At 65.3% G+C, this 19591-nt stretch carries 20 protein-coding genes and 1 pseudogene; 14 read left to right on the top strand and 7 right to left on the bottom strand.

Translation table 11 applies throughout. The annotated features are described in order from the left end of the window. The first annotated feature begins 4 nt into the window (after window positions 1-4). The 11 genes from HQN78_RS09640 (at window position 5) to HQN78_RS09590 (ending at window position 7670) form a co-directional block, all read left to right on the top strand. On the top strand, window positions 5-490 hold the full coding sequence (locus HQN78_RS09640) for an OmpH family outer membrane protein (protein ID WP_107799110.1): 486 nt from the start codon (window positions 5-7) through the stop codon (window positions 488-490). Between the two features lie 106 nt (window positions 491-596). Next, entirely contained in the window at window positions 597-1661 is a 1065-nt protein-coding gene (lpxD, locus tag HQN78_RS09635) for a UDP-3-O-(3-hydroxymyristoyl)glucosamine N-acyltransferase (RefSeq protein ID WP_107799109.1), read from the top strand. Beyond that, entirely contained in the window at window positions 1654-2106 is a 453-nt protein-coding gene (gene fabZ / locus HQN78_RS09630; RefSeq protein WP_019100286.1) for a 3-hydroxyacyl-ACP dehydratase FabZ, read from the top strand. The genes lpxD and fabZ overlap by 8 nt, the downstream gene beginning before the upstream one ends. A gap of 2 nt (window positions 2107-2108) precedes the next feature. Further along, window positions 2109-2885: an acyl-ACP--UDP-N-acetylglucosamine O-acyltransferase gene (gene lpxA / locus HQN78_RS09625; protein WP_235089212.1), complete on the top strand. Its 777-nt coding sequence runs from the start codon at window positions 2109-2111 to the stop codon at window positions 2883-2885. Between the two features lie 5 nt (window positions 2886-2890). Then, the gene (lpxB, locus tag HQN78_RS09620; protein WP_107799108.1) at window positions 2891-4063 is read left to right on the top strand and encodes a lipid-A-disaccharide synthase; all 1173 of its coding nucleotides are present in this window, start codon (window positions 2891-2893) and stop codon (window positions 4061-4063) included. Next, window positions 4060-4662: a ribonuclease HII gene (rnhB, locus tag HQN78_RS09615; RefSeq protein ID WP_235089211.1), complete on the top strand. Its 603-nt coding sequence runs from the start codon at window positions 4060-4062 to the stop codon at window positions 4660-4662. The genes lpxB and rnhB overlap by 4 nt, the downstream gene beginning before the upstream one ends. Continuing rightward, window positions 4659-5150 (top strand): DNA-deoxyinosine glycosylase, encoded by a 492-nt coding sequence (locus HQN78_RS09610; protein ID WP_235089209.1) that lies wholly within the window; start codon window positions 4659-4661, stop codon window positions 5148-5150. Before rnhB ends, HQN78_RS09610 begins: the two co-directional genes overlap by 4 nt. A gap of 55 nt (window positions 5151-5205) precedes the next feature. Next, on the top strand, window positions 5206-5418 hold the full coding sequence (locus HQN78_RS09605; RefSeq protein WP_048411263.1) for a hypothetical protein: 213 nt from the start codon (window positions 5206-5208) through the stop codon (window positions 5416-5418). Between the two features lie 226 nt (window positions 5419-5644). Then, window positions 5645-6151, top strand: a complete 507-nt coding sequence (gene mobB / locus HQN78_RS09600; protein WP_235089207.1) for a molybdopterin-guanine dinucleotide biosynthesis protein B — start codon at window positions 5645-5647, stop codon at window positions 6149-6151. Then, the gene (gene glp / locus HQN78_RS09595) at window positions 6138-7331 is read left to right on the top strand and encodes a gephyrin-like molybdotransferase Glp (RefSeq protein ID WP_235089206.1); all 1194 of its coding nucleotides are present in this window, start codon (window positions 6138-6140) and stop codon (window positions 7329-7331) included. The genes mobB and glp overlap by 14 nt, the downstream gene beginning before the upstream one ends. 3 nt (window positions 7332-7334) lie before the next feature. Beyond that, on the top strand, window positions 7335-7670 hold the full coding sequence (locus HQN78_RS09590) for a 2Fe-2S iron-sulfur cluster-binding protein (RefSeq protein ID WP_235089205.1): 336 nt from the start codon (window positions 7335-7337) through the stop codon (window positions 7668-7670). 49 nt (window positions 7671-7719) lie between these two features. Here HQN78_RS09590 and HQN78_RS09585 read toward each other — a convergent pair whose 3' ends face one another. From HQN78_RS09585 to dsbD, 3 genes are all read right to left on the bottom strand, one after another. Then, on the bottom strand, window positions 7720-8343 hold the full coding sequence (locus HQN78_RS09585; protein WP_107799102.1) for a LysE family translocator: 624 nt from the start codon (window positions 8341-8343) through the stop codon (window positions 7720-7722). A 28-nt stretch (window positions 8344-8371) separates the two neighbouring features. After that, window positions 8372-9484: an AI-2E family transporter gene (locus HQN78_RS09580; protein WP_235089204.1), complete on the bottom strand. Its 1113-nt coding sequence runs from the start codon at window positions 9482-9484 to the stop codon at window positions 8372-8374. A 90-nt stretch (window positions 9485-9574) separates the two neighbouring features. After that, complete coding sequence (dsbD, locus tag HQN78_RS09575; RefSeq protein ID WP_235089199.1) at window positions 9575-11128, bottom strand: protein-disulfide reductase DsbD; 1554 nt, start codon at window positions 11126-11128, stop codon at window positions 9575-9577. Window positions 11129-11579: 451 nt separating this feature from the next. On the opposite strand from dsbD, the gene HQN78_RS09570 reads away from it, so the two are divergent. After that, entirely contained in the window at window positions 11580-12362 is a 783-nt protein-coding gene (locus tag HQN78_RS09570) for an alpha/beta fold hydrolase (RefSeq protein WP_107799099.1), read from the top strand. 96 nt (window positions 12363-12458) lie between these two features. Here the strand turns inward: HQN78_RS09570 and HQN78_RS09565 are convergent, their stop codons facing one another. From HQN78_RS09565 to HQN78_RS09550, 4 genes and pseudogenes are all read right to left on the bottom strand, one after another. Further along, entirely contained in the window at window positions 12459-13283 is an 825-nt protein-coding gene (locus HQN78_RS09565; RefSeq protein ID WP_235089198.1) for a hypothetical protein, read from the bottom strand. Between the two features lie 201 nt (window positions 13284-13484). Beyond that, a pseudogene (gene dxs / locus HQN78_RS09560) lies at window positions 13485-15334 on the bottom strand (1-deoxy-D-xylulose-5-phosphate synthase). A gap of 13 nt (window positions 15335-15347) precedes the next feature. Continuing rightward, window positions 15348-16244, bottom strand: a complete 897-nt coding sequence (locus HQN78_RS09555; protein WP_107799096.1) for a polyprenyl synthetase family protein — start codon at window positions 16242-16244, stop codon at window positions 15348-15350. Further along, window positions 16234-16467: an exodeoxyribonuclease VII small subunit gene (locus HQN78_RS09550; protein WP_048412271.1), complete on the bottom strand. Its 234-nt coding sequence runs from the start codon at window positions 16465-16467 to the stop codon at window positions 16234-16236. Before HQN78_RS09550 ends, HQN78_RS09555 begins: the two co-directional genes overlap by 11 nt. Window positions 16468-16722: 255 nt before the next feature. Between HQN78_RS09550 and HQN78_RS09545 the strand changes: the two genes are divergently transcribed. Both HQN78_RS09545 and HQN78_RS09540 read left to right on the top strand, forming a co-directional pair. Next, window positions 16723-17556: an SDR family NAD(P)-dependent oxidoreductase gene (locus HQN78_RS09545; protein ID WP_107799095.1), complete on the top strand. Its 834-nt coding sequence runs from the start codon at window positions 16723-16725 to the stop codon at window positions 17554-17556. 208 nt (window positions 17557-17764) lie between these two features. Further along, entirely contained in the window at window positions 17765-19570 is a 1806-nt protein-coding gene (locus HQN78_RS09540) for an ABC transporter substrate-binding protein (protein WP_107799094.1), read from the top strand. The last annotated feature ends 21 nt before the right edge of the window (window positions 19571-19591 follow it).

Here is a 19591-nt window from a genome sequence, read left to right as displayed (position 1 = left end):
TTATATGAAAGCATTGCAATGGGCGGCCGTGCTCTTATCCATGGCCGCCATGTCGGCCCAGGCGGCCGATCTCAAAATGGGCTATGTCAATACCGAGCGCATCTATCGCGAAGCGGCGCCGGCGATCGCCATCCAGAAACGTCTGGACAAGGAGTTCTCCGAGCGGCGCAACGAGCTGAAGAAGATGGAGGCGCGCGCCAAGGAGCTGGAGTCCCAACTGGCCAAGAGCAGCTTGAACTCCGACGACCGCAAGCGCTACGAGCGTGAATACGCGGCCTTGGACCGGGATTACCGGGCCAAGGGTCGCGAGCTGTCCGAGGACTTCAACCAGCGCCGCAACGAGGAGTTCGCTTCGGTGCAGGAGCGGGCCAATCGCGCGCTCAAGCAGCTGGCCGAGCGCGAGCAGTACGACCTGATCCTGCAAGACGTGGTGTATGTGAACCCCAAGTACGACCTGACGCCCAAGGTTCTGAAAGAACTGGACCGCTGAAGGCAGGGCGGGGCGGCGCAAGGGCCGTTCCGAATGCGCGCGGCCATGGCCGCGCGCCAACTCACATTACGGGAGCAAGCCGACCCCAGGTCGGCTTTCGTTTTTGATGGCTTATACCCTCTCATTCATTACCGGGCAGCTGGGCGGCGAACTGGCCGGCCCGGACCTGACGGTGGGCCGCCTGGCGCCGCTGGAAGCGGCCGCGGCCGGCGACATCGCCTTTCTGGCCAATCCCAAGTATCGCAAGCAGCTGGACGACAGCGCCGCCAGCGCGGTGATCGTCGCGCCCAAGATGGCGGAAGAGCTGGCGCAGACCGAGGTCTGGAAGCAGCGCTCCTGGATCGTCGCCGCGGACCCTTATCTCTACTTCGCGCGGCTGGCCGCGCTATTCCATCCGCAGCCGCTGGCCCGCGCCGGCGTGCATCCCAGCGCGGTGCTGGGCGAGGGCGCGCGGGTGGCGGCCAGCGCGGAGGTGCGCGAGCACGTCAGCATCGGCCGCAACGCGGTCATCGGCGAGCGCTGCCGGTTGATGCCGGGCGTGGTGGTGGGCGACGACTGCGTGCTGGGCGACGATGTGGTGCTCTATCCCAACGTCACGCTTTATCACGGCTGCGTGCTGGGCCACCGCGTGGGCGTGCACTCCGGCAGCGTGATCGGCGCCGACGGCTTCGGTCTGGCCTGGGATAAGGATCACTGGTTCAAAATTCCGCAAACCGGCCGCGTCATCATTGAGGACGACGTGGAAATCGGCGCCAACACCACGGTGGACCGCGGCGCGATGGCGGACACCGTGATCCGCAAGGGCGCCAAGGTGGATAATCTGGTGCAGATCGCCCATAACGTGCAGATCGGCGAGCATTCCGCCATCGCCGGCTGCGTCGGCATCGCCGGCAGCGCCAAGATCGGCGCTTATTGCACCGTGGGCGGCGCGGCGATGTTCGTCGGCCACATCGAGATTACGGACAAAACTCATATCGGCGGCGGCACCCTGGTGTCGAAGTCGATCAAGACGCCGGGCACTTACGCCTCGTCTTACCCCTTGCAACCTATGAAAGAGTGGCTGGCCAACGCTGTGCACGTCCGTCATCTGGACGATATGGCCAAGCGGCTCAAGCAGCTCGAGCGCGAGCTCAAAGAAATGAAGAATCAGGAGGAATCCCCCAATGTCTGAACACGCCGTCACCATCGATGTCCGCGAGATCATGCGCTATCTGCCGCATCGCTATCCTTTCCTGCTGGTGGACCGTGTCACCGAGTTCGAGGAAAACAAGCGCATCAAGGCGCTGAAGAACGTCACCATCAACGAGCCGTTCTTCGTCGGCCACTTCGAGCAATACCCGGTGATGCCGGGCGTGCTGATCATCGAGGCGATGGCCCAGGCCGCCGGCATCCTGGCCATCCGCAGCCAGGGCGAGCGCGCCGAGAACGAGCTGTATTTCTTCGTCGGCATCGACAACGCCCGCTTCAAGCGCCAAGTGGTGCCGGGCGACCAGCTGACCTTCGAAGTGGAACTGATCACCAGCAAGCGCGGCATCGGCAAGTATTCCGCCCGCGCGCTGGTGGACGGCCAACTGGCTTGCGAAGCCGAAATCATGTGCGCCAAGCGCGAGGTGTGATCATGGCCATCCATCCAACCGCCATCGTCGACCCCAAGGCTCAGATCGCCGACGACGTGGAAATCGGCCCTTACACCATCATCGGCCCCAACGTCAGCATCGGCAGCGGCAGCTGGGTGGGCCCTCACGTGGTGATCGAGGGCCACACCGCCATCGGCAAGAACAACCGCATCTTCCAGTTCTGTTCGCTGGGCGCCCAGCCGCAGGACAAGAAGTACGCCGGCGAGCCGACCCGTCTGGAAATCGGCGACAACAACACCATTCGCGAATTCTGCACCTTCAACACCGGCACCGCCCAGGACGCGGGCGTGACCCGCGTCGGCAACGACAACTGGGTGATGGCCTATGTGCACGTCGCACATGACTGCCAGGTGGGCAATAACGTGATCCTGGCCAACAACGCCACGCTGGCCGGCCATGTGCAGCTGGGCGACTGGGTGATTCTGGGCGGCTTCACCAGCGTGCACCAGTTCGCCATCATCGGCGAGCACGCGATGACCGCCTTCGCCAGCGCCGTGGCCCAGGACGTGCCGCCTTTCGTCACCGCCCACGGCAACCGCGCGGTGCCCTCCGGCATCAACGCCGAAGGCATGAAGCGCCGCGGCTTCAGCGCCGAGCAGATCCGCCGCGTGCGGGGCGCCTACAAGACGCTGTACCGTCAGGGCCTGTCGTTTGAGGACGCCAAGGCCGCCATCCTGGCGGAAGCCGCCGCCGGCCACGATGAACTGGCTCCGTTCACCCGCTTCTTTGGCCAGTCCGCCAGAGGCATCATTCGCTGAGATCCATGCCCGACACTTTGTTTAAAAGCAAGCGGGCACTGAAGGTCGCCATGGTGGCTGGGGAAGCCTCTGGCGACCTTCTTGCCGCCCACCTGATGGACGCGCTGCTGGCGCGCTATCCCGACATCGAGTTCGCCGGCATCGGCGGCCCGCGGATGGAGGCCAGAGGCTTTGTCAGCCACGCGCCGCAAAGCCGGCTGGCGGTGATGGGTTACGCCGAGGTGCTCAAGCGCCTGCCGGAACTGCTGCGCATCCGCCGCACCCTGCGCGACCGCCTGATCGCGGAAAAGCCGGACGTTTTCATCGGCATCGACGCGCCGGACTTCAATCTGGACCTGGAGGCCGCGCTCAAGCGCGCCGGCATTCCCACCGTTCACTACGTCAGCCCCTCGGTCTGGGCCTGGCGGCCGGAGCGGGTGCAGAAGATAGGCCGCAGCGTCAGCCATATGCTGTGCCTGTTCCCGATGGAGCCGCCCTTATACCGTCAGGCCGGGGTGCCGGTCACCTATGTCGGCCATCCGCTGGCCAGCGAGATTCCGCTGCGCCCGGACCAGGGCGCGATGCGCGAGCAGCTGGGGCTGCCGCAGCGCGCGCCGGTGTTCACCCTGATGCCGGGCAGCCGCATCGGCGAACTGGAGCACATGGCGCCGCTGTACATCGAAACCGCCAAGCTGTTGCTGAAAAGCTATCCGGACGCCCAGTTCCTGGTGCCGCTGGCCACCCGCCCCACCATGGAGCTGTTCGACCGCATGTTGAGCCGCTGCAAGGGCTGGGATCTGCCTTTGCGCAAGCTGTTCGGCCACGCGCAGATGGCGATGATCGCCAGCGACGCGGTGCTGGTCACCAGCGGCACCGCCACGCTGGAAGTGGCGTTGACCAAGAAGCCGATGGTGATCAGCTACAAGCTGTCCCCGCTGACTTACCGCCTGGTCAAACGCAAGATCCGTCTGCCCTACGTCGGCCTGCCCAATATCCTGTGCGGCCGCTTCGTGGTGCCGGAACTGCTGCAGAAACAGGCCACGCCGGCCAAGCTGGCGGCGGAGATGCAAAGGCTGTACGAAGATCAGGACGCGCGCCGCGAGATGGTGCAGACCTTCACCGAGCTGCATCAGTCGCTGCGCCAGGACACCGCCGCGCTGGCCGCGGACGCGGTGTTGCAAGTGGCGGGGCGGCAATGAGCGGGCTGGATCTGGAGCGGATCGCCGGCGTCGACGAAGCCGGCCGCGGTCCGCTGGCCGGCGCGGTGTTCGCCGCCGCGGTGATTCTGGACCCGACCAAGCCCATCGCCGGCCTGGCCGATTCCAAAGTGCTGAGCGAGGCCCGCCGCGATGAACTGGCGCCGCTGATCAAGCGCGACGCGCTGGCCTGGTGCATCGCCAGCGCCAGCGTCGAGGAAATCGACACGCTCAACATCCTGCACGCCACCATGCTGGCGATGACGCGGGCGGTGCAAGGCCTGCAGCCGCAGGCGACGCGCGCGCTGATCGACGGCAACCGCGTGCCCAAGGGCCTGCCGGTGCCGGGAGAAGCCATCGTCAAGGGCGACGCCAAGGTGGCGGCCATCTCCGCCGCCTCCATCCTGGCCAAGACCGCGCGCGACGCCGAACTGGTGGCGCTGGACGCTCTGCATCCGCAATACGGCTTCGCCCGCCACAAAGGCTACCCCACCGCCGAACACCTGGCCGCGCTGGAGCAGCACGGCGCCTTGCCGGCGCATCGCAAGAGCTTCGGCCCGGTCAAGGCCTGGCTGCTGCGTCAGCAGGGACAGCTGTTTTGAGCGGCGCGGCCGCCAAATCCTGTTTCCCGCCGGTGGCGCGGCCGGACGCCCGCGTCTTGGTGCTGGGCTCCTTGCCCGGCGACGCCTCCTTGCAGGCCGGCCAGTACTACGCTCATCCCCGCAATCAATTCTGGCCGCTGCTGCAGGCGATCACCGGCCGGCCGCTGGTCGAGCTGGCCTACGCCGAACGCCTGGACGCGCTGCAACAGGCCGGCGTGGCCTTGTGGGACGTGATCGCCAGCGCGCGGCGGCGCGGCAGCCTGGACGCCGACATCCGCGATCAGCAGGCCAACGATCTGCGCGAACTGGCGCAAAGCCTGCCGCGGCTGCGCGCGGTCGCCTTCAACGGCGCCACCGCCGCGCGCGCGGCCGCACAGCTGGACGGTCTGGGGCTGGACATCCTGGCCTTGCCTTCTTCCAGCCCGGCGCATACCCTGGCCTTTGACAGAAAACTTGAAGTTTGGCGGCAACTGGGACGATATTTGTAGTTGACGGCGGGACAATGCGTCGGCCGTCGCGATGAAACCACCTGGGGGAGCGAATATGGGCCATTACTGCATATGGTTTGTCACGCCGGACGACAGCGTGATGCGCCGGGCCGAAGTGGTGATCAACGGCGTGATCCATTGCCATCAGGTGCTGGAGGAAATCGAGGCGCAGCTGGCGGTGGACTGCGGCCTGACCCAGGTGATGATCGTGGACTGGAAACGTTTTGAAACGCCGGAGCAGGCCGGTAAGCTCGCTCACGCGGCCTAAGAGCCCGTTTACGATCTGCTGCGCTTCGGCGATACGGCGTTGAAAACAACTTCGAAATGCTCACGTACTGTATGTACGCTCCGCTTTCTCAGCTGTTTTCGCCTTGTCTCGCTCTAGCTCGCAGGATCGTAAACATGCTCTAGGCGGCTAGCTCTTTGGTAGGAGTCAAGCCCGCAGGCGGCCATGCTATCATGGCCGCCTGAATCTTTATGGGGGCGTCGGCGCTATGCATGTATTGGGTTTCGCCGGCTATTCCGGCAGCGGCAAGACCACCTTGCTGGAAAAACTGATTCCCCGTCTGACCGCCCGCGGCCTGCGCGTCGCCGTGGTCAAACACACCCACCACGACGTGGACTGGGACACGCCGGGCAAGGACAGCTGGCGGCATCGCCAGGCCGGCGCCGCGCAAGTGCTGCTGGCCTCGGCCCGCCGCCGCATGCTGGTGGAGGAGTTGGCGGACAGCAACGATCTGCCGCTGGCGGCCCACCTGGCCATGCTGGGCCCTTGCGACCTGGCGCTGGCCGAAGGCTTCAAACACGAAGCCATTCCCAAGATAGAAGTGGTCAACAGCGCGCTGGCCGCGCCGGCGCTGCATCCGCACGATGGACAGGTGTTGGCCGTGGTCGGCGATCTGCCGCAAACGCTGGACCTCCCCTGGTTTCACCGCGACGACGTCGACGCCGTCGCCGCCTTCCTGATTTCACGATTGGATCTGCCCCATGCTGAGCTTTGAACAAGCCCGTGACTGGCTGCTGGAGCGCGCCCAGCCGCTGAGCGCCACCGAACAAGTCGAATTGCTGGCCGCCGCCGGCCGCGTGCTGGCCAAGCCTGTGCTGGCCACGCTGGACGTGCCGCCGCATGACAATAGCGCGATGGACGGCTACGCCTTGCGCGCCGACGAACAAGCGGCGGCGATGCCGGTGTCGCAGCGGGTGCCGGCCGGCAGCGTGCCGCAGGCATTGATTGCCGGCAGCGTGGCGCGCATCTTCACTGGCGCGCCCATTCCGCCCGGCGCCGACGCCGTCATCATGCAGGAACAGGCGGAAACCGCCGCCGACGGCACGGTGAGCTTCAGCCAGCCGGCCAGCGTCGGCCAGAACATCCGCCGTCGCGGCGAGGACATCCGCGCCGGCCAGGAAATCCTGCCGGCCGGCAAAGTGCTGAACCCGGCCGACATCGGCCTGGCCGCGTCCATCGGCGTGGAAACGCTGACGGTGCGCCGCCCGCTGCGGGTGGCGGTGTTCTTCACCGGCGACGAACTGGTGGAGCCGGGCCGGCCGCTGGCCGCCGGCCAGATCTACAACTCCAACCGCTACTGGCTGGCGCCGGCGTTGATGCGCCTGGGCTGCGAGGTGATCGATCTGGGCATCGTCCGCGATTCCCTGGGCGCCACCCGAGAGGCGCTGCGCGACGCCGCCGACGCCGCCGACGTGATCATGACCTGCGGCGGGGTGTCGGTGGGCGAGGAAGACCACGTCAAGGCCGCGGTGGAGGCCGAGGGCTCGCTGGACCTGTGGAAGCTGGCGATCAAGCCGGGCAAGCCGCTGGCTTACGGCAAGGTGGGGCAGGCGGACTTCATCGGCCTGCCGGGCAATCCGGTGTCCGGCTTCGTCACCTTCCAGGTGCTGGCGCGCGCCTTCCTGGAACGGCGTGCCGGCCTGCCGGTCTCGGCACTGGCGCCGGAAGGCCCGTATCCGGCGGCCTTCGACTGGACTCGGCCGGACGCGCGCCGCAGCGAATTCATCCGCGTGCGGCGCGTGTGCGTCGACGGCCTCTGGCAGCTGGAACTGTACCCGCAGCAAGGCTCCGGCGTGCTGATGTCCTGCGCCTGGGCCGACGGCCTGGTGCGGCTGGAGCCGGGCCAGGCGGTGGCGCGCGGCGACATGCTGGCCTATCTGCCGCTGGTGCAGTAAGCCGTGCCCGTCGTCCGCTTCGTCGATGAAACCGGCGCGCTGCTCGGCGAGCAGCAGGCCATGCCCGGAGACAATCTGCTGGACCTGGCGCGGCTGGCGGACGTGCCCCTGCACTGGCGTTGCGGCCAGGGCACTTGCGGCACCTGCAAGGTGAGGCTGGCGACGCCGGAGGCGGAGCAGCGGCCCAGCCGCAAGGAACGCAATGTGCTGCTGCGCGCCGGCGTCATAGACGCCGCTCAGGCCGCCAGCGAATGCTGGACCGAGGCGCGGCCTTGGCGGCTGGCCTGCCATCTGCATCTGTGCGAGGACGATTGGGAAGTGGAGTGTCCGGCGTTTTGAGCGCCAACAAAAAGGGCCCGTAGGGGCCCTTGTTTATGGCATTGGGCGCTCAAGCGCTCCTGCGGTACAGCGCGATCGACCCCGCCAAAGCCAGCAAGGCGCCGCCGCTGATGCGGTTCAGCCACTTCACGCCGTTTTCCCGCCACAGTTGCAGAGACTTCGCGCCCAGCAGCGCGTAGCCGCTCATCGCCAGCACGTCTATCGCCACGATCACGGCGGCCAAGGCCAGGTACTGGGGCAACTGGGCTTCGGCCGGCGAGACGAACTGAGGCAATAGCGCGGACATGAAGAAATAATACTTGGGGTTGCCCATGGCGACGGAAAAGCTTTTGGCGACGGCGGCCCAGCGCGAAGGCTGGCGCGCGGCGTCTCGGATCAAGGCCGGCCCGCCTTTGGCGCGTAGCATCTGCAGGCCGACATAGGCGAGAAAGGCCACGCCCAGCCATTTGACGATCTGAAATAGCGTTTCGGACGCCGCCAGCAGCGCGCCGAAACCCAGACCCACCAACAGCACCAGCAGCAAGTCTGCCAAGACCGCGCCCAGCATGCCGTACAGCGCGTAGCGCAGGCCGAAGCGGGAACCGTTGCTCAGCGCGAGCAACACCGTCGGCCCCGGGGTGAGAATGCCGACGGACATGATGAAGGCGAAGGCGAGCAGGGTGGCGAAAGTCATGAACAAGTCTCCGTCCGGTATCGATCTCTTAATCCGCGGTCTGCCGCTCGCCGCGCGCTTCGGCCTCGCCGGCCTTGGGATCCGGACATTCCGGGCGCAGCCAGTGGCGCAGCATGGTCAGGGCCACCGCCAGCAGGGTGGGGCCGATGAACAGGCCTATCACCCCCCAGGCGATCAGGCCGCCGATCACGCCCAGGAAGATCAGCGACAGCGGCATCTGCGCGCCCTGGCTGATCAGCAAGGGCTTCAGGATGTTGTCTATGGTGTTGATCAGCAAAAAGCCCCAGACCAGCAGAAAGATGCCCAGGCCGGTGTTGCCGATGTAAAACACCCAGGCGGCGGCCGGCAGCCAGACGATCAGCGTCGGCATCTGCGCCACCGCGACGATGAAGCAAAGGAAGCCCAGCACCAGCGCGCCGGGCACGCCGGCGATCAAGAGGCCGATCACGCACAGAATGGTCTGCGCCAGCGCGGTGCCCACCACCCCGGTGGTGACGCTGCGTATGGTGCGGGCGATCACGTCCGGCAGTTCGCCGGCCGGCGCGCCGCCCAGCTTGATCACGATCAGCTCCACCATGTCCCACAGCCGGTCGCCGTTGATCAACAGCAGGCCGGACACGATGATGGCCAGCACGATCTCCAGCAGGCTCAGGCTGAGATTGGCGCCGCCGGACAACAGCCACAGCGCGCCCTGGTTCACCGCCGGGCGGATTTTTTCGAAGAAGCCGGGCAAGTCGGCCTGCACGCTGCCCCACAGCTTTTGCAGGCTTTCGCCCACCACCGGGATATTGGCCAGCCAGGCCGGCGCGTTGGGCAGGGTCAGCTGGGTCAGATCATGGGTGAGGCCGGACAGATGGGGCAGGGTGTCCGCCAAGGTCAGCGCCATCAGGCCGATGGGAATGGCCAGCGCCAGCGCCAGCGCCAACACGATGAGCAGGGCGGCCAGCTTGTGGCGCTCCCCCAGTTTTTGCCGCAGCCGGCAATGCAGCGGCCAGGCGGAAATGGCGATGATGGAGGCCCAGGTCAGGGCGCCGAGAAAGGGTTGGATCACGCGCAGGCAAGACATCACCAGCAGGGCGATGATGGCGATCTGGAACACGGCCAGAATGCTGACATTGGAGAACGCTTTATTGATGGCCATGGGGCTCTCGGAAAATGAAAACGGGCCGATCGGAAGATCGGCCCGCTGATTCTGCAATGCAATGGGCGTGAATGCAATTGGCGCTTGCGGCTATTGCGGATTCGCCGCCGCCAAGGTTTTGGCGAAGGCTTCCGCCGGGGTGAAGCCGATCACGCGGTCCGCCTCCTGGCCCAGCTTGTCGAACAGGATGATGCCCGGCGGGCCGAACAGGCCGAAGCGCTTGAGCAGCGCCTGGTGCTCGGCGTTGTTGGCGGTCACGTCGGCCTTGGCCAGCACATAGCCCTGCATCTGGCGGCTGACCGCGGCGTCCGGGAAGGTTTCCGCCTCCATCTCCTTGCAGGACACGCACCAGTCGGCGTAGAAGTCCAGCAGCAGCGGCTTGCCTTCCGTCTTGGCCCTGGCCAGCAGCGCGTCCAGCTGAGCGCTGTTCGCCACCGGCTGGAACACGGCGGCGGCCTTGGCTTCCGCCTGGCCCTGGCCCAGCCAGCGCAAGGGGTAGCGCGGGTTGTCGGCGCCGGCCAGCAGGCCGGCCAATTGGGCCGCGCCTATCAGCAGCAGCGCCACGCCGGCGGCCTTGCCCAGCCGCCGCGGCGCGCCGGCGTTGCCGGGCAGCGCTTCCAGCGCGCCCAGGGACACCGCGCTGCCTATCAGCAGCAAGGCCCACAGCAGCATCACCAGCGCGCCCGGCAGGAAGGGCGTGGCCAGCCAGATGGCCAGGCCCAGCATCACCACGCCGAAGCAGGCCTTGACGGTTTTCATCCAGCCGCCGGCGCGCGGCAGCACCTGGCCGCCGAAGGTGCCGATCAGAATCAGCGGCAGGCCCAGGCCCAGCGCCATCGCGTACAGCGCGGCCCCGCCCAGCGCGGCGTCGCCGGTGCTGCCGATATAGCCCAGCGCCAGCGCCAGCGGCGGCGCGACGCAGGGGCCGATGATCAGCGCGGACAGCGCGCCCATGATGAACACGGTGGCGAACTTGCCGCCGGACATGCGGTTGGAGGTGTCGGCCAGCCGCGACTGCAGCGCCGACGGCAGTTGTATGGTGAACAGATCGAACATGGACAGCGCGAACACCACCATCAGCGCGCTGGCGCTCAGCACCACCGCCGGCTGTTGCAGCCACACGGTCAGCAGCGCGCCGGTGAGGCCGGCGACCACGCCGACCAGGGTATAGGTCAGCGCCAGGCCTTGCACATAGGTGAAGGACAACAGGAAACCGCGGCGGCGGGTCAGCGTTGCGCCCTGGCCGGCAATCAATGAGGAAACGATGGGCAGCAGCGGATACATGCAGGCGGTGAAGGCCATGCCTATGCCCGCCAGCAGAAAGGTGCCCAATGTGGTCAGCCAACCCTGGGCTGCCAGCTCATTGTTGCCGGCCGGGGACTTTCCCTGCGGGGAGGCCTCCGACAGCCATTCGCCCAGCTTGCCGCCGGCGGCCGGCGTGCCGCCCACCTTGAGCTTGTGGGTGTAGGGCGGGTAGCACACGCCGGCGTCGGCGCAGCCTTGCAGTTTGACCTGCAGTTCGAATTCGGCCGGCGCGTTGGGCTGCAGGGGCACGGTCACCACGTTCTTGCCGATGAACACGGTCTGCTTGCCGAAGTACTGGTCGTTCTTTTCCTTGCCGGCGGGGAACTGCGGCGCGCCCACCAGATTGGCCGGCTGGCTGCTGATCTGGGTGCGGTCGCGGTACAGGTAGTAGCCGGGGCCACGTCCAGCGTCAGCTGAAGCTGGTCGCCGGCGCGCTCAACCTTGGCGGCGAAGGCTTGTTCGGCCGGCAGCAAGTCGTCCTGGTTGACGGCGTGCGCGGGCAGGCTCAAGCCCAGGCAGGCCAGCGTGACCGCGAGCAAGCCCACGATCCGGGATGAGAGTAGCGATAAGTTGATTGGCACGGGATGACTCTATGGTTTATGGTCGTTAGCGTTTGAATGACCGGCGCGCGCAGGCATTGGTTCCATGGCGGCCGGGCGGGGTGCGGAAGGCGGCGGACTTGGTCGCGGCCGCGTCTTGCTATGCGAAAACAATATGCATTAAATTCAAATAACGGGCAAACGGTAAGATAGAATATTTATATAAAAACTAGGGCGCAACACCAGACATCATGCGAGAAACGATTCACTTTGCTCATGCCAACAGTTTCCCGGCCTCGGTTTACCGCAAATTCCTGGACGCGCTGGGCGAGCGCTGCCAGGTGGGCTTCCTCGACGCCATCGGCCACGATCCGGCCTATCCGGTCACCGACTGCTGGCCGCACCTGGTGGAGGAAACCATCGCCCACATCGAAAGCCACTATCAGGGCCCTATCGTCGGCGTCGGCCATTCTCTGGGCGGCTTCCTGATGTTCTACGCCGCCTTGCGCCGGCCGGAGCTGTTCAAGCGCATCGTGATCCTGGATTCGCCGCTGATGGGGCCGTTCCGCTCGCGCGGCATCTGGCTGGCCAAGAAGCTGGGCTTCATCGATCGCATCACCCCTGGCGGCAACACCCTGAAGCGGCGCGACAACTGGGCGTCGGTGGCCATGGTTCACGACTACTTCGCCCGCAAGTCCATGTTCGCCCGCTTCGATCCGGACTGCCTGGCCGACTACGCCGAGCACGGCACGGTGGACGACGGCCAGGGCGGACGCAAGCTTAAATTCCGTCCGCGGATCGAACATGACATCTATTGTTCGCTGCCGCATGATTTTCCGCGTTATCGCGGCCAATTGAAAGTGCCGGCGGCTTTTATCGCCGGCGTTGGCTCCGACGTGTTGAAACCGGCGGACCTGCGCTTCATGCGCAAGCACTTCAATATCCAGGTGCAGATGCAGCAGGGCAGCCATCTGTTTCCGCTGGAACGGCCGGTGGAAACGGCGCGGCGCATCCTGGATCTGCTGGAGGCCTGAGCCGGGATCCGGCGGCGCAAAAAACGGAAGCCCGGGGGCTTCCGTTTTGACTGCGGCTTGCGTTTGAGCGGCGAAGCGCCGCCGGTTTCAGGCGGGCTAGATGGGGCGGATCTCTTGCGGGTAGAGCAGGGCGATATGGGCTCTGCCTTCGGAGCGGTCGGTCAAGAATAGCTGGGCCAACAACAGATGCTGTTCCGGCAGGGAGTTCAGGTCGGTCTTGATCTTGTCGAACAGCTCGGCCTTGTAGGTGGCTTGGTCGCGGCCACCGGCTTTGCTGGAATAGGTTTTCAGCGCCCAAGCATGGCCGACATGGGCCAGCTCGGGGTTGCTCAGTCCCAGTTTGTTATAAATGACGCCTTTGGCGTCCGAGCCGTCCTCGTCGGAGTAAGCGAGCAGGGAGAAGCTAGGGCCGCTGAGATTCAGGGCGGAATTCAGCTTGTCGGCCACGTTTTCGATATAGGGCTCGAAGTAGCAGGTGTATAGCCAGGCAGGCAGCGGGATGGGCGGCTTGATGACGGGCAGTTTGATGTGGGTGGTGGGATAGAACAGGGTGATGGTGGCCTTGCCGCCCTTGCTGTCCGACAGCAAGAGCTTGGCGCCGAAAGCCTCGGCTGGCGACAAGCTGTTCAGTTTGTGGCGGATCTTGTCGAATAATTCTGTATTGTAGGCGGCCTGATCGTCGCCTTTGGGCTTGGCCTCGATATAGAGTTTCTGCCAGCCGGCATTGTTCTTCTGGATATTGCCCTGGTTGGCCGGCGCATAAAACACCACGCCCTTGGCCGGATTTTCTTTCTCGTCGGCCACGGCGGCGATAATGTGATGATTGGCCCGCGATAGTTCATCGGTGCGCTGTCTGATCTTCTCCAGCAGCTCATCAATATCATTCTTAAACTCGGCAATATAATCCCAATAGTTCGACATTGAATGACTCCATTGCGGTTGAATGGCGCGGCGGTGTCGCGCTCTGAATGGATTGTATGTCGGTGGCAAATGTGCGCGGCTGACAAAAGCTGAACGCCGCTTCAGCGACGGCGGGCGGCATGGGCGCTTGGCGTGGGTTCTCAGGGGGCAAAGCAAAACGCCCGGCGGAGCCGGGCGTTGAAGTTGAACGACAAGTTTTACTTACAGCATCGCCAGCCGCTGGCGCACGCTGCGCTCGATGCCGGCGGCGTCCAGGCCGCAATCGGTCAGCATGCCGGCCGGGTCGCCGTGCTCCACGTAATCATCCGGCAGGCCCAGTTGCAATACCGGCTTGAGGATGCCCATCGCCTGCATCGCCTCCAAACAGGCCGAGCCGGCGCCGCCCATCACCACGTTTTCCTCCACGGTGATGATCAGATCGTGGCTCTCCGCCAGCCGGCATACCAGTTCCGCGTCCAGCGGCTTGACGAAGCGCATATCGGCCACGGTGGCGTTCAGCGCCTCGGCGGCGGCCAGGGCCGGCGTCACCATGCTGCCGAAGGCGAGGAAGGCCACTTTTTCGCCCTGGCGGCGCAGCCGGCCCTTGCCCAGCGGCAGCGCCGTCATCTCCGCCTGGATCTCGGCGCCGGGGCCGGTGCCGCGCGGATAGCGCACCGCGGCCGGGCTATTCATCTGGAAGCCGGTGTACAGCATCTGCCGGCATTCGTTCTCGTCCGAGGGCGCCATCACCGTCAGATTGGGAATGCAGCGCAGGAAGGACAGATCGAAGGCGCCCGCGTGGGTGGGGCCGTCCGCGCCCACCAGGCCGGCGCGGTCGATGGCGAACAGCACCGGCAGATTCTGCAGCGCCACGTCGTGGATCAGCTGGTCGTAAGCGCGTTGCAGGAAGGTGGAGTAGATCGCCACCACCGGCTTGACGCCGTCGCAGGCCAGGCCGGCGGCGAAGGTGACCGCGTGCTGTTCGGCGATGGCCACGTCGTAATAGCGGTCCGCATGCTCCTGCTCGAAGCGCACCAGGCCGGAGCCCTCGCGCATCGCCGGGGTGATGCCCACCAGGCGCGGGTCGCGCTTGGCCATGTCGCAGATCCAGTCGCCGAACACCTGGGTGTATTGCGGCTTGCCGCCGCCCTTGCCGCTGGCCAGGCCGTTGCTGGGGTCGAACTTGGTGACGCCGTGGTATTTGACCGGGTCGCTCTCCGCCAGCTTGTAGCCGTGGCCTTTCTTGGTGACGATGTGCAGGAACTGCGGGCCCTTGAGGCTGCGGATATTGCTCAGGGTGTCCACCAGCACGTCCACGTCGTGACCGTCGATCGGGCCGATGTAGTTGAAACCGAATTCCTCGAACAGGGTGCCCGGGGTGAAGAAGCCCTTGACGTGCTCCTCCACCTTGCTGGCGATCTCCTTCAGCGGGGGGCGATGCCCAGCACCTTGCTGGAGCCTTCGCGCATCGCCGCGTAGAAGCGGCCGGACATCAGCTTGGCCAGGTAGTTGTTCAGCGCGCCGACATTGGGCGAGATCGACATCTCGTTGTCGTTGAGCACCACCAGCAGATCGGTGTCCATCGCGCCGGCGTTGTTGAGGGCCTCGAAGGCCTGGCCGGCGGTCATGGAGCCGTCGCCGATGATGGCCACGCACTTGCGCTCAATGCCCTGGGTCTTGGCGGCCACCGCCATGCCCAGCGCCGCGCCGATGGAGGTGGAGGAATGGCCGACGCCGAAGGTGTCGTACGGCGATTCGTCGCGCTTGGGAAAGCCGGCCAGGCCGCCTTTCTGGCGCATGCTGCCCATGCGCTCGCGGCGGCCGGTCAGAATCTTGTGCGGGTAGGTTTGATGGCCCACGTCCCACACCAGGCGGTCGTCCGGGGTGTTGAACACATAGTGCAGGGCGATGGTCAGCTCGATGCTGCCCAGGTTGGAGGCGAAGTGGCCGCCGGTCTTGCTGACGCTTTCCACCAGGAAGTCGCGCAGTTCCGTGGCCAGCGGCGCAAGCTGCTGGCGCGACAGCTTGCGCAGGTCGGCGGGGCTTTGAATGGTCTCGAGCAAGGGATACATAGTTTTCTGCTTCTCAGAACGAGCGCGCGACGATGTAGTCGGCCAGTTCCTTCAATCGTTGGGCGGAATCGCCAAATCCTTCCAGCGCGGCAAACGCCTCGTCGCGCAAGTCGCGGGCAAACTGCTTGGCTTCGGACAGCCCCATCAGGCTGACGTAGGTGGGCTTGTCGTGGGCGGCGTCCTTGCCGGCGGTCTTGCCCAGGGTGGCGGTGTCCGCTTCGCAGTCCAGCACGTCGTCCACCACCTGGAAGGCCAGGCCCATGCGCTTGGCGAATACGTCCAGGCGGGCGGTCTCGTCTTCGCTCAACGGCCGGCCGGCCATGGCGCCCAGCAGCACCGACGCGCGGATCAGCGCGCCGGTTTTCAGCAAATGCATATACTCGAGCTCCGGCTGATTCAGCGCCTTGCCCACGCTGGCCAGATCGATGGCCTGGCCGCCGGCCATGCCGGCGTGGCCGGCGGCGCGCGCCAGCGTATGCGTCATCGCCAGCTGGGCGGAGGCCTCCACGCCGGCCATGGGCGCGGAGAGCACGTCGAAAGCCAGGGTTTGCAGCGCGTCGCCCACCAGGAGCGCGGTGGCCTCGTCGTAAGCCACGTGGCAAGTGGGCTTGCCGCGGCGCAGCACGTCGTCGTCCATACAGGGCATGTCGTCGTGCACCAGGGAATAGACGTGGACCATCTCCAGCGCGGAGCCGATGCGGGCCAGATTGTCGGCGCTGGCGCCCACCAGTTCGCCGGCGGCGAACACCAGCAGCGGGCGCACCCGCTTGCCGCCGCCCAGGCAGACGTAGCGCATCGCTTCGTGCAATTTTTGCGGCGTGTGCTGAGGGGAGGGCAGCAGGCGCTCCAGCGCGCCTTCCACTTGCTGCTGGATCTCAGTCATCCAGGCCATGAACGGTTTATTGTCCATTGGACAATTCCAGCGGTTTGAGTTCGTTGTTTTCCAGGATTTTCAGCTGCTGTTCCGCGTCGGCCAGTTTGGTCTGGCAGAACTTGATCAATTCTATGCCCTGCTTGTAGGAGCCGAGCGCCGTTTCCAGCGGCATGTCGCCGCTTTCCATCGCCTGGATGATGTCTTCCAGTTGGGCCAGTGCGGTTTCGAAACTGGCCGGCGCTTTGCTGGCTTTAGCCATGGCGTTTTCCTTATTGTGCTTTGTGGTGGCCGGGCCGTGCGTGTTCTATCGGTGTCGCGAGGGCGCGGGCGGCTCTTTAAGGCCGTCATTCTAGTCCAATTTCCCGGTGCGGCGACAGAGGCGATTGAGCGCTTTTGGCAAGCGCGAATGCCGTGGAGATGCCGGCGGCGCGGAAAGTGAACGCGCCTAGCGGACAATTCCCCGCCGCCCGCATTTGCGGTAGGGTGTCGCCAATTGAAAACGACAGGGGCCAGCATGCATTCGCAACCATCCATTCTGATCACCGGCTGCTCCAGCGGCATCGGCTACCACACCGCCGTCATCCTGGCCCAGCGCGGCTGGCGCGTGATCGCCAGCTGCCGCGCCGCCGCCGACGTGGAGCGCCTGCGCAGCGAGGGCATGACTTGCATCCGGCTGGACGTGGACGACGCCGATTCCATCCGCGACGGCCTGGCCCAGGCGGTGGAGCTGGCCGGCGGCCGCCTGGACGCCTTGTTCAACAACGCGGGCTTCGGCCAGCCGGGCGCGGTGGAGGACATCAGCCGCGCGGCGATGCGCGAGCAGTTCGAAACCAATCTGTTCGGCCCCTGGGAGCTGAGCAACGCCGCGCTCAAAGTGATGCGCGCCCAGGGCCATGGCCGCATCGTGTTCAACAGCTCCATTCTGGGCTTCGCCGCCATGCGCTGGCGCGGCGCTTACAACGCCAGCAAGTTCGCGATGGAAGGCCTGTGCGACACCCTGCGCCACGAGCTGCACGGCACCGACATCCATGTGTCCCTGGTGGAGCCGGGGCCGATAGAAAGCCGTTTCCGCCCCAATGCGCTGGCGCGTTTTCTGAAGAACGTGGACATCGACGCCAGTTTTCACCGCGAGGCCTATCAGCAGCAGCTGGCGCGGCTGAAGAAAGAGGGCCACGCCGCGCCGTTCACCCTGCCGGCCAGCGCGGTGGCGGAGGCGGTGCACCGCGCCATCACCGCGGCCAAGCCGGCGGCGCGCTACCGGGTGACTTTCCCCACCAAATTGTATTGGTGGCTGCGTCGCCTGCTGCCAACCCGTTGTTTTGACTGGGCATTGCGCGCGGCCACCTGAGACGGCGCCAAGTCCTTGGCTTAGCATGAGTTTTTCTATGCATAGACATGTATTTTCTTTGATGCCATTTTGATAGTTTCTTGTTGATCTAGCCCGCGGATTCGCTTTACAGTCACGGCACTTGCTCATGGCATTTCCTCATGCCGGAGCAGGCATAACAATAGAGACGCCGGGTTTCCCGGCTCCGTGACACAAAGGAGTAAGCGAGATGAATCGCTGGAAATGGCTGCCCCTGCTGCTGGCGGGGGCGGGCCTGCTCGCGTCCGCGCAAGCGGCCGATATGAGCAAGACGCTAAAGGTGTCCTTCCTGGCGCCCGAGACCGGATTCGACCCGGCCAAGATGAGCGATATTTATTCGCTGGGCGTGATCGAGAACATTTTCGACAACCTGCTCAGGTACGACTATCTGGCGCGGCCGCTCAAGCTCAAGCCGGGCACCGCCGTGGCCCTGCCGGAGATCTCGGCGGACGGCCAGGTGTTCACCTTCAAGGTCCGGCCCGGCATTTATTTTGCCGACGACCCGGCCTTCAAGGGCAAGAAGCGCGAGCTGACCGCGGCGGACTACGCCTACAGCATTAAGCGCTTCGCCGACCCCAAGGTCAGCTCGCCCAACGCCACTTCCTATACCGACTACGTGCTGGGATTGGCGGAGGCGGGCAGCGCCGCCAGCAAGAAAGGGCGCTTCGACTACGACAAGCCTATCGAAGGCATCAAGGCGCTGGACCGCTACACCCTGCAGCTGACGCTGAAAAAGCCCAATTACAACTTCCTCTACACCGTGGCCGCCAAATTCAGCGGCGCGGTGGCGCGCGAGGTGATTGAAACCTACGACAGCAACACCAACGCCCACCCGGTGGGCACCGGACCGTTTGTGCTGAAGGAATGGAAGCCGGGCAACCGCATCATCCTGGAAGCCAACCCCGGCTACCGCAAGGAAGTGTTCGCCGACGAACCGGCCGCCGACGCGCCGCCGCAGGACCGCGAAATCGCCGAGCAACTGCGCGGCAAGACCCTGCCTGTCATCGGCCGCGTGGACATCAAGGTGATAGAAGAAGAACAGCCGCGCTGGCTGTCCTTCCTCAACAAGCAGATCGACTACATCGGCGTGCCCAAGTCCGCCATCCCGTCCACCGTGCACAGCAGCGAGGCCAACCCCTTCCAGGCCAGCCTCAACCCGACGCTGGCGCAGCGCGGCATCCGCCTGCACCACAATCTGGGCATGGACCTGACTTACGCCTTCTTCAATATGCGTGACCCGGTGGTGGGCGGCTACAGCAAGCAAAAGATCGCCTTGCGCCGCGCCATCGCCATGGCCTACCCCAGCAAGGAAGTGATCAAGCTCTTGTACAGCGGCCAGGCCATCCAGCTGCAAAACCTGGTGCCCTTGAACATGGTGGGCAACGATCCGCGCTTTCACGGCGCGGCGGACTTCGATCCGGCGCTGGCCAACGCGCTGCTGGACCAGGCCGGCTACAAGATCGGTCCGGACGGCTACCGCCGCCAGCCCAACGGCCAGCCGCTGCTGATCACCCAGGCCACCCAGGGCAGCGCTTTCGACAAGCAGTTCAACCAGATCTGGCAGAAGGCCTTTGACAGCATCAAGCTGCGCGTCACCTTCAAAGTGGCCAAGTGGAATGAAAACCTCAAGGCCGCCTACGCCGGCAAGGTGCAGATGTGGTCCTTGGGCGGTTCCGCCGCCATTCCGGACGGCGACGACTTCGTCACCGGCCTGTGGACCAAGCAGATCGGCATCGGCAACCTGCCCTTCTTCAGCCGGCCGGAGTTCGACAAGGCTTATGAGGCGTCGCAAGTGCTGCCCAACGGGCCGGAGCGCGACGCGCTGTTCGACCGCATGAACCGGGTGGTGGCCGCTTACCAGCCCTATGTGTTGGGCGTGACCCGCTTCGAAAACGTCGTCAGCCACGACTATCTCAAGGGTTACAAGCCGCATCCGCTGGCCACGATTGGGGTGTCCTGGCGTTATGTCGACATCGACCTGAGCAAGCGCCGCTAAGCGCCTTGATCCGGGGCGCAG

It is taken from the genome of Chromobacterium sp. Beijing, from assembly GCF_021496765.1.
In the GTDB taxonomy this organism is placed as follows: domain Bacteria; phylum Pseudomonadota; class Gammaproteobacteria; order Burkholderiales; family Chromobacteriaceae; genus Chromobacterium.
The sequence above is the reverse complement of the archived record's forward strand: the minus strand, read 5'-3'. Positions and strand labels throughout refer to the sequence as shown.